The sequence below is a fragment of the Gammaproteobacteria bacterium genome (assembly GCA_015709635.1).
Taxonomy (GTDB): Bacteria; Pseudomonadota; Gammaproteobacteria; order Burkholderiales; family Nitrosomonadaceae; genus Nitrosomonas.
This window is the reverse complement of record CP054180.1, coordinates 1,378,877-1,394,030: the sequence shown is the minus strand read 5'-3', so window position 1 is coordinate 1,394,030 and position 15,154 is coordinate 1,378,877. Positions and strand designations below refer to the sequence as shown.

Sequence of the window (15,154 nt, the reverse complement as noted above, 5' to 3'; positions counted from 1 at the left end):
GTCTCCTGGCTATTTAAAATCGATTGATTGTTATGAGTTATTGCTGATGAAGAATCTAGTAGGTCGGCAGCGATTGATCGACTTCCTTTATCCACGCCAGAATGCCGCCGTCCAAGCTTTTGACGTTGGTGAAGCCGTGTTTTTGCATTTCAAGCAACACATCGCGGGAACGCATGCCCATTTTGCAGTGCAGCACAATGAAGTCTTCTTTATTCATCGCCGCCAACACTTCTTGCGACATCATTTGGTTTTTGGGGATAAGCTTGGCACCTTCGATATGCACGATATTCCATTCTTCGATGCCGCGCACATCGATGAGCTGAACATTCATGCCGTTCTCTTTAATTTCTTTCAGTTCGCGCGCGCTGATCACCGGTATCGCATGGGAATTCCCAGTTGCCGGGCGGCTGGCATTGCAAAATTGTTGATAATCGATCAACCCGTCGATCAAAGTTCTGCCCGGCGCGCGGCGTAACGGAATAAAGCGGTAGCTCATATCCAGTGCATCGTAAACAGCCAGGCGTCCCAGCATGGTTTCACCGATACCGGTGATGAGCTTAATCGCCTCGGTCACCATCATCGCGCCGATGGAAGCGCACAGAATCCCCAGGACACCACCTTCGGCACACGATGGTGCCATTTCTGCCGGCGGCGGTTCGGGATATAAGTCGCGGTAATTCAATCCTTTCCCGCCAGGTGCATTTTCCCAAAACACGGAAACCTGGCCTTCGAAACGGAAAATAGATCCCCACACATACGGTTTCCCTGCCAGCACACAGGCATCATTCACCAAATAGCGCGTGGCGAAATTGTCCGTGCCGTCGATAATCAAATCATAGGCAGCGATGATGGTTTGCGCATTGATAGCTTCAAGCCGTTCCCTGTGAAGCCGGACTTTGACGTAAGGATTTAATTCATTGATCGCATCGCGCGCGCTTTCCGGTTTCGGGCGGCCGATATCGGATTGGCCATGAATGATTTGCCGTTGCAGATTGGATTCGTCGACCACATCGAAATCGATGATGCCTAACGTGCCGACACCGGCCGCGGCGAGATACAGCAATACCGGAGACCCCAATCCGCCGGCACCGATCACCAGAACTTTACTGCTTTTGAGCCGGCGTTGGCCTTCCAAACCGACTTCGGGAATCAGCAAATGACGGCTGTAGCGGAAAATCTCATCGTTGCTCAGCTCTTCTACAGGATTAACTAACGGTGGTAAACGCATACAAACTCCCTGTTTTCATTTCATGTGGATTTATTTATTCCGATTGACCGTACGCCGGCGGTATTCGAAAGAGAGCGATTGGCGTTTTTTATTCGCGCACCGATCGTTTCGGAAGCATTCGCGGCAATCAGTTTTCGCGGAATTTAAATTAAACAAACGCCGTTGGGAATGTGACAAAATGCCGCGCGGCAATTTGTCACAGGCTTGATTTGTTTGCTGCCTGACGGAATCGATGCAGCGGAGAAACAGAATTTGTTTCTGATAAATAGAAGCTTATTGCTTACTGATCAGAAGCTGATAAAGAGAAAAACGAGGGGGAAAAAATTAGTGCTATGCGTCGCGTGTTGAAAAAAACTGAATGTGAATGCAGGTGCATAGCGGATCGTTCAAGATAAATTGTTGCGCTTATCCAAGATAAAATCCCGCACGATTTTTATTTGATGGTCATCCATTAACATCGGCGCATGGCCGATACCGGACAATTCGACAATTTTGGCTTTTGCGCCGCGCAGCTGCATTTGCGCTGCTGTTTCCACCGACAGAATATCCGATTCCACACCGCGCAGAACCAATGTTGGCGTAGCGAGCTGATCCCACTGCGCCCACAAATCGATATCGGTGATCTCATGTTCTTTGAAGCTGACGGCAATCCTCGGGTCGTAGCGGAAACCGTAAGTACCATCCGGGTATTCGCGCACAGTATGAATCGCCATATGATTCCATTGCGCTTCGGACAATGGTCCGAATGATACAGAAATCGCTTTCATATACTGCTTAAATTCTTCGAAACTGCCAAAACGTGGATCCTTGCCGACATAATCGGCGATCCTGCGCAACGCAACGGCGGGTATCAATGGGCCGATATCGCTCAAAATCAGTTTATTGATGGTTACCGGCTGATTCGGTTGTATCGCCAGGATCATGCCGATCAATCCGCCCATGGAAATGCCGACCCAGTCCAGGGTGATTTTCTCTTGATAGTGAGATTGGATATGCGTCACCAGCGATATCGCATCGGATAGATAGAGCGGATAGTAATCATAGTCATGCGCATGCTCGAGCCAATCGCTTTGGCCGCGCCCGACGACATCAACGCAAATCACCCGGCAGTCCGCTTGCAGCGCTTGTGCGAGATAATCGAAATCGCGGCAATTACGCGTCAATCCGTGCACGCAAATAACCACATGCGGATTTTTCGCATCTCCCCAATCGGTATATGCAATATGGTGCGGCTTTTTAGGCTTTCCATCACCCGATAGCGTAGGAACAAGCAATCGATTTACAGATATTTTCATGATTCTTTTGCTCTTTTCCAATTAAGAATGCGGCTACATTTATAAAGACGGGAGGCTGAATCAAAAAGAAAACGATTATGCCGGATATTCACACAAATCATAAGAAGATCATGTATAAATTTCATTCACTCGGCTACATCTGGATAGCAATTGTAATCGCATGTACTATTTCTACCAATCGAAATCCCGCTAGAAGCAAAATATGAAACTATCAGAGCTTTATTGGCACCGCATTACCCCGCTGCACTTTCTGTTGTGGCCGTTGAGTGTTTTGTACCGCTGTTTCACATTGCTAAAAAAATTATGTTACTGGCTGGATATTTTTCCTTCCATCAGGCTACCGGTGCCTGTCATTGTTGTCGACAGCCTCAGTGTCAGCGATAGCGGCAAAACACCCCTGCTGCTCTGGCTGATCGATCTACTACAGGCGCAAGGCTATCGCCCGGGAATTATCACACGAGGTCATGCGGAACATTCCGGACCACCGGCGGCAGTCACGTTGAATGGTAGCGGTCCGCATAGTAACGATAGCAAAGCAATGCTATTGGCGCATTTGTGCGGCGAATCATGCCCCGTTTGGATCGGAAGCGACAGAATCGCAGTTGCTCAGGCGCTTCTGAAGGCACACCCCGAATGCAATGTCATCATCAGCAATGACGGGCTGCAATATTATCGTTTGGAGCGTGATATTGAGTTCGTTATTGTCGATTTCAGCGAGCATAGCTTCGGCAACGGACTGTTACTACCTGCAGGCCCTTTACGCGCGCCTTTGAGCGACCCGGGAGAAACCGGCATTATGGTCACAAATAATGCGCAGAATCGTCACATTAATACAAACCGATCAGGCAAAACTTACAATATGAAGTTGATCAATGAAACGGCCTACAATGTGCTTGATCCGGAAAGGCATAAAACCATTCGCGATTTTAGAAATGAGTCGATCCATGTCGTTACCGACGATGATAATGCGCAATGGCTCTTCGAACTTATGCAAAAAGCAGGTCTTAATGCTGAGCTGCATTCGTATGCGGAAAATCACCGTTTCGTGCAGAAAGATATTGATTTTGCGGAAACTGATATCGTCCTCATGCCGGAAGAAAGCGCATTGCAATGTAAAGCGTTCGCGCATGGCAGACTCTGGGCAATACCGAGCAAAGCTTGGATTAATAGTGAATTGCAAGCCATTTTATTAAATAAACTGAGAAGCAAATCCGCAACATAAAATCATTCGCCGCACTGAAAGAGATTGATTAATCTTGGCAAAATATCGTTTTCATTTAAAATCTCACCCGTTGAAATTGGCTGAAGTTGATCAGTAAATTTCAGTACTATCAGCTCGTGAAACGAGTTCTCCTTTGCAATCCAGCTAACTAACCTGAATCATAGTTGCATGTGTTTTTAACTATTCCATTTATCCTTCCGGAGTTTTTAGCATCTGGAAGGATTAGCAAAAATCAATCTACATTCAGAAATCGCAGAAATACTTGTGAAAGATTTTGTCCGGCAAGTGTGTGTGTAAAAAGCTTACGATTCTTTGGAACGGCTTATCTGGTTTTCTATAAACGAAGTGTGTAAAATTACGCGGCTTTCCTATTCTACAATTTAGCGGATAATCATTCGTGGCTTTTTACGTACAAAAATATGGCGGTACTTCGGTAGGCAGTACCGAACGGATAAAAAACGTTGCCCGCAGAGTAGCAAAATTTCATTCGCAAGGACATCAGATTGTCGTTGTCGTTTCAGCCATGAGCGGCGAAACGAACCGGTTAATCGCATTGGCGCATGAAGTTCAAGAAAATCCAAGCTCACGTGAATTGGATGTCATGATTTCGACCGGTGAGCAAGTATCCATCGCACTATTGGCTATGGCCTTGATGGAATTGAATATCAAAGCGAAAAGCTATACCGGACCGCAAGTCAAGATACTGACCGATAGCACGTATACCAAGGCTCGAATTTTAAGCATCGATGAAGCAAAAATCCGCGCAGATCTGGATGCCGGTTATGTCGTCGTCGTCGCAGGATTTCAGGGTGTCGACGAAAAAGGGAACATCACGACGCTCGGCCGCGGTGGGTCGGATACCACCGGTGTTGCTTTAGCGGCAGCGCTGAAAGCCGATGAATGCCAGATTTATACCGACGTTGACGGAATTTACACAACCGATCCCCGCGTTGTCGCTGAAGCGAGAAGATTAAACACGATAACCTTTGAAGAAATGCTGGAAATGGCAAGTTTGGGTTCGAAGGTATTGCAATTGCGATCGGTTGAATTCGCCGGAAAATACAAAGTAAAGTTGAGAGTCTTATCGAGCTTTGAGGAAGAAGGTCAAGGCACCTTGATTACTTTTGAGGAAGATGAAAATATGGAACAAGCCGTTATTTCAGGTATCGCATTCAATCGTGACGAAGCGAAAATTACTGTGCTGGGCGTTCCCGATCATCCTGGCATTGCCTACCAAATCCTCGGTCCTGTAGCCGATGCCAATATCGATGTGGACATGATTATCCAGAATGTAGGTCATGACGGCTTAACTGATTTCTCGTTTACGGTTCATCGCAATGAGTTTAAAAATACATTGAACATTCTGAGAGAAAAGATTCAACCTCACATAGGCGCACGCGATGTGCTCGGAGGTGATAGAATCGCAAAAGTATCGGTAGTGGGTGTCGGTATGCGCTCACATGCGGGTATCGCCAGCAAGATGTTCCGGGTATTGGCGGAAGAAGGAATTAACATCCAAATGATCGCCACCTCTGAAATCAAGGTGTCGGTCGTCGTCGATGAAAAATACATGGAATTAGCCGTCAGAGTGCTTCATAAAGCGTTTGACCTTGAGCAAGCACTCTAAGAGAAAGCAATATCCATTTTCAACACAATCGTCATATCGTAATAACTAACGGAGAGATGGCCGAGTGGTCGAAGGCGCTCCCCTGCTAAGGGAGTATAGGCTCAAAAAGCTTATCGAGGGTTCGAATCCCTCTCTCTCCGCCAACCAACCATCCAAAGAAATCCAAAAAATAAAAATAAGCTAATAAATCAATAGATTCTATCTGAAGTTTGTCCAAAGGAATCTCGTGGAATATAATGTCATCCAACTTCTAGGGCAAGACGAGATGGCAAAGGAAGTCAAAAGACTAAAAGCAGTACAAATCAATTCACTTCCACCCGGTACTCACTCCGACGGCGATAATCTGCTTTTACGGGTAAGAGATTCCGGTTCTCGCAGTTGGGTATTCCGATATAACATTTTACGCGAGGAATTGATTGAAAAAAGTTCTTGCAAATGGGAAAAATATTTAAAATCTTTGGCATCATTTGAATTTCTTGGGATATATTATTTTTGGGGCTGTAGTAGATTAGCTTAGCATCTAAGCTAATCTACTACAGCCTCATATTGTATCTTTCGACGCACCACCAAAAGAATCAGAAGAACAACACTGATGGGGAAACCCGATGAGTTTGCCAAGGAACTATGACCGCTCACCAGATGCTTTCAAATCAATGATTTTGCTTTCTAGACCGCAACACAAAACATAACAATCCTAAACCAGCCAGGAACATGGCATAGGTTTCAGGTTCCGGAACTGCGGCAAGCGGAGAAAGTAAAAATGCCCGAGATCCGCCGCCAGGTGCTCCTTCCAGATGCCCCCATCCGACAATTTGTCCATGATTATTGATACCAACAGCCGAAAGTTCACTCCATCCGGCTGCAATGACCGGTGCAAGTAATGAGAGGTCAGTTATGGTGCCGTCGCTATAGAGAAAAGAACTGTGTATACAGTTATCACAGAAATTATTAATCCCTCCCACTATTTGTCCACTATCGTTGATACTATCGGCGCGACTATCTAGAAAAGCGCCAAAACCGGCCATGTTCGCACCATTCGCACCCGTGGTAAACGCTTGCGCTGAATAAAAACCAAAGAAATCATTATAAAACCCGGAAAATCCTGCAACTTGTCCCGAATTGTTGATATCCCTGGCAATACTATCGGTGGTATCGTTAAGAGTACCCAAATCGGTCATCCCGATACCACCCGCGCCGGTAATGAATGCATGCTGGCCAGTTGCATCAGCCATAGAGGAAACTCCGCTTACTTGCCCGGAATCGTTAATGCTATATGCCGTGCTATAATCTCCGCTCAAGGTACCCAGGTCGGTCATTCCGGAACCGTTCGGGCCGGTAATGAATGCGTGATAAGCAGCATTCCCCGCTGTCGAAGAAACTCCAACTACTTGTCCGGTACTGTTGATGCCGTATGCAATGCTGTAATCTCCGCCCAAGGTACCCAAGTCCGTCATCCCCATACCGTTTGCACCGGTAATAAAAGCATGCATGAAACCATCGCTCGTAGCGGAATAACCAGCCACCTGTCCGGCATTGTTGATATCGGAGGCATAACTCCTGACTCCGCCCAAAGTATCCAGATAACTCATTCCTATGCCATTCGGGCCGGTGATGAAGGCACGATCGGCTCCATTGCCGTTGCCTACCACTTGCCCGAAGTCGTTAACCGCTTGCGCCGTACTGTATGTTCCACTAAGAGCACCCAGGCCGATAATCGACCAATCCGCCATTGCAATTGTTGGAACTGAAATTGCAGCAGTTCCTGTCAGAAAAATTGCACTGTATTTAAATTTTGAAAATTCATTGCTCATTATTATCCCCCTTAGTGAATGTATTAACCTGCAGATAGGCCGAGCACTATATATAATCAATCAATTTTTTCCTACAATCTTTGATCGAGATGACAATCGATCATCCGATGCTTACTTACTGCAATTGACTTTGATACGTGGCCCTTAGGAATAGTAATGTTCACCATTCTGAATAATAAGACAGAATAATGCCCAATTTATCCGCTATTTCTAAAATTATTATCCACAGCCTTATTGAGCAATCCGATAGGAGTAGATGCTTTTTCCTTCGGAATTAGCAATTTATCATTCTTATTTTCTTACTTTTTCATTATCTTAATATCCAATAGAAATGTAGTCTCTTTACTACTCAGCAGTGAAAAATTACCGATTGAATAATGATTTTTATCCAAGGCTCGAGGAATTCAAATTCGATTTGCAGGAGTAACACTTACTTCAATTGGTAAAACCGCCAATTGATAGGCGCGAAGAAATCCCCAGTGATTTTTCCGGTAATCGGCTAAACTAGCCAAGACTCAAAATTCACAAGCCATTCCAGTGGATTTGCACAACCTGATCTCATACAACGTTATACAAAAGTTCCATGCATAAAATTCTTGTTTCTATCTTGATTACCCTATCGCCAGTAACTTCCGGTATGGCGCATCAGCACATCCGGCCGGGGTTATGGGAAATTACCACGCGCTCCGATCTGTTGGCGCTGGTGCCGCATATCCCGTCGGAACACATGCAACAACTCAACGATCTCGCGCGCCAGTATGGTTTTAAACTACCAAAAATAGAAAATGGTGCGGCCACATCGAAAATCTGCATCACCGCGGAAATGGCAAAACAAGAAATTCCTGCATATTTTTATGAGAACCGCTCCGGCTGCACAGTACACAATGCAATCCGTAAAGGCAACAACTACCAATTGGATCTCGTGTGTTCAAATCAGCACTTCCAGGGAACCGGATTCGCGCAAGGGACTTTTACCAACCCGGAAAATTTCTCAGGAAGTACCGAATTCGATAGTACAGTTAGCGGCGCACCGGTTCACGCATCGGCGCAAACCGATGCACGATGGATCGGTGAGCGCTGTACAGCAGTCAAACCTGTACCGTGAAGTAGAAAAAGAGAACTGCTATTGAGGTTTTGTAATTTGCCGATGAATTCAATAAGCATATTGATAATCGGGTAACCGGTACTGTACTGGAAAAATAACCCTCGCCACACAAGACGGGGTTATTTGACATGCCGCGCAGTCAATTCATGCTTGCTTTTTACCACGCATCACGAAACCCACCAGACCCAAACCGATCAGCAGCATTGTATAAGTTTCCGGTTCTGGGATCGAACTAACCGGTGCATTAAATGCCGCACCGCCAAAAATTGCAACATCGCCTTTGGTCGAATGGGGATTATGCAATCCAAGCTGTACAATTCTTAAAGAATGGGCAGTAGAATCCAATCCGTTCACGACTAAAATTCTATTTCCTCCCCGGTACATATCGTAGGTGCCGACATCAATGCCATCGACAAAAAACTGCGCAAAGCCGTCGTTATGATCGCCCGCCATGACAAAACCGACGCTATTGCTAGCCACGGAAAATGACGTGGCCGCCTGACTTGTTCCCGGTATTCCCGCAGCCGAGTCATCAAACAACCACAGTTCCTTTATTCCCCGGCCGCCGGTTGGTCCGTCGCCGGTCACAACCCAATCGATTCCACCTTTCCCGGCATTGCGATATTCAATGACGGGATTTCCTTCGACTCTCACTGGATTGCCATTTTTTTCTGTTGTCTCCAAAGGGATCCACTTTGTGGACAAAGCTGATGCATGCGAACTAATCAATAGCAATGCAATCAACAGAATTCGTTTCATTTTCCATCTCCTAAAATTAACGCAAAACATCAAGCTACACTCCTAGCCTTCTAACACAGTATAAGTTGGTTACCTGGCCAAGACTATAAGCAATCATTCCCTATTCGCTAGGACATTCCTAACGTTTTACTTGGTACATTTGTAACGGCCTTTCAGAATGATAGTTCAGATTATTAACTTGATACCTGAATTCAATTTTGAGAACAAAAGGGGATTTCTCCTTTATTTCCGGAGTATCAAAATAAGAACCCCGCTCAACAAAAAATTGAAATAACTCTGCAGTCTCAAATGAATTTGCTGACTTCGCTACTTGCCATTAATGAATAGAAAAACCCGGGAGCGCGATTGAAACCAAAGATGGTCTTCTCTGCCCAATCAGATTGAAAAGGAAAGTCCGGAAAATGAAATTGCTGCAAAATACACTGACAATCTAAACTCAACATTTTTTGAACAACTAACTACCACACGGCCAATGAAAATCATCCTGGAACTCGTACTGTTTATTGTTGTTTTAAACCTCTTTTTCAAATTATTCGTATGGATTCTTGACGATATGATTAAAATAGGTGGGTATTGATAGGCGATGAGAATTTATTGTAGGCTGGGCTGGCAAAGGGAGCCCAACATTTGAAGCCCAACATTTTCCGATGCCGTTCGCCACAAAGCAATTAACGATTCCCGCGCAACAATCCCTCTACACTAATATCCTCATCCACATCCTGCCAATGAATACCTTCACCGCCACCAAGCAATTCGTAATTGGCAAGTTGCTTTTGGCTGGCTGACGCCAAACGCGGAAACCACACCAGAGGAACCGCAATTGTTCTTCCATCTACGAGCGAGGCAATCGAAAAATGCTTTGAACTTGCCAGTGCAGTTGGATTTAACCAGAATTTAGCAAGAAAATTTTCTCGCTGCACATGAATGTGCGGTGGCTCGCCTTTTTCGTTGCTATAAAAAAGAACCGGTAAGCACCGAATTTGAGTATTGCAGGCGTATTCCACCATGCTTATTACACCTGCATCACCCCAATCCCGGCCAATAATGACTATCCGGCAACGGCCGTTTGCCGAAGATCGCCTGACCGACGCGCACGACGGTGGCGCCTTCTTCAATCGCCAGCTCGTAATCGCCCGACATGCCCATCGACAGTTCGTCGAACGATAGTCCTGCAGGCGCTTCCTGGCGCAGCATAGCCTGGATGTTGCGCATTTTGACGAAGCATTCACGCACACGGTCATGATCGGAGGAGAAGATCGCCAGTGTCATCAGACCTTTGATGCGTAGCGATGAAAATTGCGGTAAGTGTTGCACGAAATCACGCACGGCTTCGGGCGGCAGGCCGAATTTGCTTTCTTCGCCAGAGCTGTTGACTTGCACGTAGACGTCAATGGCGCGGCCTTCATTTTGCAGGCGCTTGTCGAGTTCTTCGGCGACTTTCAGGCTGTCGAGTGCCTGGAATTCGTTGGCGAAGCGCGCCAGGTATTTGGCTTTGTTGGTTTGCAAATGACCGATGATCGACCATTTGATGCCTAAATCGGCGAGTACTTCGGATTTTTCGCGCGCTTCCTGGATTTTGTTTTCGCCCATTTCATGGACACCGGCAGCAAAAGCGATACGCAGCCGCTCAGGCGATACGGTTTTGGTCACAGGCAAGAGCCGCACGCTGGCAGGGTCGCGCCCTGCTTTCTTGCACGCATCGACGATGCGTTGTTTGACGGTAGCAAGGTTGTTTTTGATGTCGGCGAGTTGCTGCTCAGCGTTGAGTTCCACGGCGGTCTCCTGATTCATAATGCGGATGCTCCTGTTATTTTTGTAGCTTGATGAAAAATCATTTTCCAATTGTCCCCTTGGCGCTGCCATAGCGAAGTGCGGATCGATTCCGACACTTGGTTACCGGCTTGATCCGGTTTTTGCAAAGCGTAAATCGCAAGCAGCAGATCATTGCTCAGCGCTTTGATGCGAAAATCCCGGAATGCCCAACGCAGATCCGGGTCTTTGCGTTTTAACCAATCGATCACATCGGCCCGGCTATGCAGATGCCCATAATTGTCGATTTCCTCGAAATCTTGCGCCAGCAATTCATCGATCAATCCGGGATGTGCGTTCAGATCGCTTTGCAACAATTGAAGTTCCAGTTGCTGAATCAGTTCGGCGGTTACACTCGATTCCATTGCACGCAAATTACTTAACCCGCATGCCCGGTTGCGCGCCGGAATCCGGCGATAGGATGAACAATTCACCTGGATTGCCGCCACCGGCAGCCAGCACCATACCTTCCGATAAACCGAATTTCATTTGCCGCGGTGCTAGATTGGCGACCATCACGGTCAGGCGCCCTTTCAGTTGCTCCGGATCGTACGCGGATTTGATGCCGGCAAAGACAGTGCGCTGTTCGCTACCGATATCGAGCGTCAGTTTTAGCAGCTTTTCCGCTCCGGTCACATGTTCGGCATTGATGATTTTGGCAATGCGTAAGTCGATTTTACCGAAGTCGTCGATGGAAATGGTTTCGGCAATCGGTGCAATCGATACTGCTGCGTGCTGTTGTTTTTCTCCATGGCGCGCCGGTGATGCGGGCGGCGGTGCGGCCAGGCTTTGCGTATTGGCGGCGATCAGCGCGTCGATTTGTTTGCTGTCGATGCGCGTCATCAAATGTTGATACGCGTTGATCACATGCCCGGCAGGCAATAGCAGGCTCGATACCGTTTGATCGGTGCATAATTGCGGCCAAGTCAACGGTTCGCAATTGAGAAAAACTTCAATTTGCTGCACGGTATGAGGCAGAATCGGTTTCAAGTAGCGTGCGAGCAAATAAAACAATTGAATGCCCAGGCTGCACGCACGGTGCAAGTCGTCAGTCCGTTCCGGATTTTTGGCGATTTCCCATGGTGCCAAGTGGTGGATCATTTCGTTCGCTTCATCGGCGAATTTCATGATTTGGCGGATCGCAGCGGAAAATTCGCGTTCTTCGAATGCTTGCTCGATTGCATCGGGGCGCCAGCTCAGAAAATGCTCGTCGACCATCTTGTGCAATGCTTGATATTGTTCGCCGGAAACCAGTTTGCCATCGAAACGTTTAGTGATAAATCCGGCACAGCGGCTGGCAATATTGATGAATTTGCCGACCAGATCGGAATTAACACGCGCGACAAAGTCGTCCAGGTTCAAATCGATATCTTCCAACGTGCTGTTGAGCTTGGCGGCGTAGTAATAGCGCAGCCATTCCGGGTTCAAGCCTTGTTTCAGGTAGCTTTCGGCGGTGATAAATGTGCCGCGCGATTTGCTCATTTTTTCACCGTTCACGGTCAGGAAGCCATGCGCAAAAATTTTGGTCGGCGTGCGGTAACCGGCATTTTTCAGCATTGCCGGCCAGAACAATGCGTGGAAATACAAAATATCCTTGCCGATGAAGTGATACAGTTCCGCATCTGATTGCGGTTGCCAGTAATCGTCGAACGGGATGTTTTCGCGCTCGCACAGATTCTTGAAGCTACCCATGTAACCGATCGGTGCATCGAGCCAGACGTAGAAATATTTTCCTGGTGCACCGGGAATCTCGAAGCCGAAATACGGTGCATCGCGCGAAATATCCCAGTCGGACAATTTGTTTTCCCCTGCTTCACCAACCCATTCGCGCATTTTGTTAGCGGCTTCCGGTTGTAAGTGATCGCCCTCACACGCCCACTTCCGCAAAAAATCGGCGCAGCGCGCATCGGACAAGCTGAAGAAATAATGCTCTGATGATTTGCTGATCGGTTTCGCGCCGGATACCGCCGAATACGGATTTTTTAATTCCGTCGGCGCGTACGCCGCGCCACAGACTTCGCAGGAGTCGCCATATTGGTCCTTGGCGCCGCACTTCGGGCATTCGCCTTTGACGAAGCGATCCGGCAGGAACATATTCTTGATCGGATCGTAGAGTTGTTCGATGCCGCGTATCGCGATCAAGCCGGCGCTTTTGAGTTTGCCGTAGATATCCTCGGAGAAATACCGTGTTTCCAGCGAGTGCGTACTGTAATAATTGTCAAACTGGATATGAAAGCCGGTAAAATCGCCGAAGTGTTCCGCATGCACGCGCGCAATCAGAGCTTCCGGCGTGATGCCTTCTTTTTCCGCGCGCAGCATGATCGGCGTACCGTGAGTATCGTCGGCGCAGACATAATGCACCGTATGCTCACGCATTTTCTGGAAACGCACCCAGATATCCGTCTGAATATATTCCACCAAATGCCCCAAATGGATACTGCCGTTGGCGTAGGGCAGCGCGGAAGTCACCAGAATTTTTCGCTTACTCATGGGCTCTAATGCATCGGATTAAATAAACCCTAATTGTAACAAACTGTGTGTGCATTCCCGATATTTGTTACCATTTCCGAATTAATTCGTGAACCGCCCGGCGGTAGTATTAAAGGAGCCTTGTAGTGACCATATCCGAACAACAGATTCAGTCCGTACTGAAACAAACCATCGATCCGACCACCCACAAAGATTATGTCACCGGCAAATCGGTCGGCACCATTCAAATTACCGGAAACAACGTAGCCATCGCTATGGAACTGGGCTATCCGGCGAATAGCGTGAAGAATCAGGTACAACAGCAAATTACCGAAGCATTGCGCTCGATTCCGGGTATCGGTGCCATTCAGGTCACGGTCAGCAGTAAAATCATCTCGCATGGCGTGCAGCGTGGCGTCAAACTGATACCCGGCGTCAAAAACATCATCGCCGTGGCATCCGGCAAAGGCGGGGTCGGCAAATCGGCGACCGCGGTCAATCTGGCACTGGCTTTGGCGGCGGAAGGCGCTGTCGTCGGTATTCTGGATGCCGATATTTACGGCCCTTCCCAGCCGCAAATGCTGGGGATTACCGGCCACCCCGAATCGCTCGATGGTAAATCCATGGAACCGATGCTTGCACACGGCATTCAGGCGATATCGATCGGGATGCTGGTCGACGTCGAAACGCCGATGGTGTGGCGCGGACCGATGGTGACACAAGCCTTGCAGCAATTACTCAACGATACCAACTGGAAGGATCTGGATTATCTGGTGGTGGATTTGCCGCCCGGCACTGGCGATATTCAATTGACGCTGGCGCAAAAGATTCCGGTCACCGGCGCCGTGATCGTCACCACACCGCAAGATATCGCCCTGCTTGATGCGCGCAAAGGTCTGAAGATGTTCGAGAAAGTCGGTATTCCGATTTTAGGTATCGTGGAAAATATGAGCACGCACACCTGCTCGAACTGCGGGCATACCGAGCCGATCTTCGGTACCGGCGGCGGTGAAAAAATGTGCCGGGACTATAACGTCGAATTGTTGGGCGCGCTGCCGCTCGATATTAAAATCCGTGAGCATACGGACGCCGGAAAACCCAGCGTGGTTGCTGAACCGGACGGAAAAATCGCGGAAATTTATAAACTGATCGCGCGCCGGGTTGCCGTTAAGATTGCGGAATCCGCCGAAGATCACTCCGATCTGTTCGCCAAAATCGTAATGGAAAATGACTAGGAAAACCTGAAGGATGACGATTAAATCAGATAAATGGATACGTCGCATGGCGCGGGAGCATGGCATGATCGAGCCGTTCGAGCCTGACCAGATCCGCCGCAAGGACGATCAGCGTATCGTATCGTACGGTACTTCAAGTTATGGCTACGATATCCGCTGCTCGGACGAGTTCAAGTTATTTACCAATATCAATTCCACCATCGTCGATCCGAAAAATTTCGACTCCAATTCGTTCATCGACGTTAAAAGCGATGTCTGCATCATCCCGCCCAACTCATTCGCACTGGCACGCACGGTGGAATATTTCCGCATTCCGCGCAATATACTGACGATTTGCCTGGGTAAATCGACGTACGCGCGCTGCGGCATCATCGTCAACGTCACACCGTTCGAACCGGAATGGGAAGGTTTCGTCACCTTGGAATTTTCCAATACGACCCCCCTGCCCGCCAAAATTTATGCCAACGAAGGTGTCGCGCAAGTGATCTTCTTCGAATCGGATGAAGTCTGCGAAACATCGTATAAAGACCGGGGCGGGAAATATCAGGGACAACATGGCGTAACATTGCCAAAAATTTGAGGTCGAAAGACAAA

General features: G+C 47.8%; 14 protein-coding genes and 1 tRNA gene. 7 read left to right on the top strand and 8 right to left on the bottom strand.

The genetic code is table 11. The features are described from left to right. Nucleotides 1–55: 55 nt before the first annotated feature. Together moeB and HRU78_06350 are read right to left on the bottom strand one after the other, a co-directional pair. Nucleotides 56–1,228 carry a molybdopterin-synthase adenylyltransferase MoeB gene (gene moeB, locus HRU78_06355; GenBank protein QOJ23321.1) on the bottom strand — a complete coding sequence of 391 codons (1,173 nt, stop codon included), beginning with the start codon at nucleotides 1,226–1,228 and terminating at the stop codon, nucleotides 56–58. A 386-nt stretch (nucleotides 1,229–1,614) separates the two neighbouring features. Beyond that, a complete protein-coding gene (locus tag HRU78_06350) occupies nucleotides 1,615–2,523 on the bottom strand; it encodes an alpha/beta hydrolase (GenBank protein QOJ23320.1) in 909 nt (302 codons plus the stop codon). Between the two features lie 202 nt (nucleotides 2,524–2,725). Between HRU78_06350 and lpxK the strand changes: the two genes are divergently transcribed. The 4 genes from lpxK (at nucleotide 2,726) to HRU78_06330 (ending at nucleotide 5,889) form a co-directional block, all read left to right on the top strand. After that, nucleotides 2,726–3,745 (top strand): tetraacyldisaccharide 4'-kinase, encoded by a 1,020-nt coding sequence (gene lpxK / locus HRU78_06345; protein ID QOJ23319.1) that lies wholly within the window; start codon nucleotides 2,726–2,728, stop codon nucleotides 3,743–3,745. A 397-nt stretch (nucleotides 3,746–4,142) separates the two neighbouring features. Continuing rightward, nucleotides 4,143–5,372 (top strand): aspartate kinase, encoded by a 1,230-nt coding sequence (locus tag HRU78_06340; protein QOJ23318.1) that lies wholly within the window; start codon nucleotides 4,143–4,145, stop codon nucleotides 5,370–5,372. A 50-nt stretch (nucleotides 5,373–5,422) separates the two neighbouring features. After that, nucleotides 5,423–5,515, top strand: a tRNA-Ser gene (locus tag HRU78_06335). Between the two features lie 83 nt (nucleotides 5,516–5,598). Next, on the top strand, nucleotides 5,599–5,889 hold the full coding sequence (locus HRU78_06330; protein QOJ23317.1) for a DUF4102 domain-containing protein: 291 nt from the start codon (nucleotides 5,599–5,601) through the stop codon (nucleotides 5,887–5,889). Nucleotides 5,890–6,022: 133 nt separating this feature from the next. Here HRU78_06330 and HRU78_06325 read toward each other — a convergent pair whose 3' ends face one another. Beyond that, nucleotides 6,023–7,102: a PEP-CTERM sorting domain-containing protein gene (locus HRU78_06325; protein QOJ23316.1), complete on the bottom strand. Its 1,080-nt coding sequence runs from the start codon at nucleotides 7,100–7,102 to the stop codon at nucleotides 6,023–6,025. A gap of 664 nt (nucleotides 7,103–7,766) precedes the next feature. Between HRU78_06325 and HRU78_06320 the strand changes: the two genes are divergently transcribed. Beyond that, the gene (locus HRU78_06320) at nucleotides 7,767–8,288 is read left to right on the top strand and encodes a DUF3617 domain-containing protein (GenBank protein ID QOJ23315.1); all 522 of its coding nucleotides are present in this window, start codon (nucleotides 7,767–7,769) and stop codon (nucleotides 8,286–8,288) included. A 144-nt stretch (nucleotides 8,289–8,432) separates the two neighbouring features. Here HRU78_06320 and HRU78_06315 read toward each other — a convergent pair whose 3' ends face one another. From HRU78_06315 to metG, 5 genes are all read right to left on the bottom strand, one after another. Further along, nucleotides 8,433–9,047 carry a PEP-CTERM sorting domain-containing protein gene (locus tag HRU78_06315; GenBank protein QOJ23314.1) on the bottom strand — a complete coding sequence of 205 codons (615 nt, stop codon included), beginning with the start codon at nucleotides 9,045–9,047 and terminating at the stop codon, nucleotides 8,433–8,435. A gap of 668 nt (nucleotides 9,048–9,715) precedes the next feature. Further along, nucleotides 9,716–10,054 carry a DUF2442 domain-containing protein gene (locus HRU78_06310; protein ID QOJ23313.1) on the bottom strand — a complete coding sequence of 113 codons (339 nt, stop codon included), beginning with the start codon at nucleotides 10,052–10,054 and terminating at the stop codon, nucleotides 9,716–9,718. A gap of 16 nt (nucleotides 10,055–10,070) precedes the next feature. After that, the gene (locus HRU78_06305) at nucleotides 10,071–10,838 is read right to left on the bottom strand and encodes a YggS family pyridoxal phosphate-dependent enzyme (protein QOJ23312.1); all 768 of its coding nucleotides are present in this window, start codon (nucleotides 10,836–10,838) and stop codon (nucleotides 10,071–10,073) included. Beyond that, a complete protein-coding gene (locus HRU78_06300) occupies nucleotides 10,835–11,221 on the bottom strand; it encodes a DUF4440 domain-containing protein (GenBank protein QOJ23311.1) in 387 nt (128 codons plus the stop codon). Before HRU78_06300 ends, HRU78_06305 begins: the two co-directional genes overlap by 4 nt. Before the next feature lie 10 nt (nucleotides 11,222–11,231). Next, nucleotides 11,232–13,346 (bottom strand): methionine--tRNA ligase, encoded by a 2,115-nt coding sequence (metG, locus tag HRU78_06295; protein ID QOJ23310.1) that lies wholly within the window; start codon nucleotides 13,344–13,346, stop codon nucleotides 11,232–11,234. A 125-nt stretch (nucleotides 13,347–13,471) separates the two neighbouring features. On the opposite strand from metG, the gene apbC reads away from it, so the two are divergent. Further along, nucleotides 13,472–14,560, top strand: a complete 1,089-nt coding sequence (apbC, locus tag HRU78_06290; GenBank protein QOJ23309.1) for an iron-sulfur cluster carrier protein ApbC — start codon at nucleotides 13,472–13,474, stop codon at nucleotides 14,558–14,560. 13 nt (nucleotides 14,561–14,573) lie between these two features. Next, nucleotides 14,574–15,140, top strand: a complete 567-nt coding sequence (locus HRU78_06285; GenBank protein QOJ23308.1) for a dCTP deaminase — start codon at nucleotides 14,574–14,576, stop codon at nucleotides 15,138–15,140. Nucleotides 15,141–15,154: the final 14 nt, after the last annotated feature.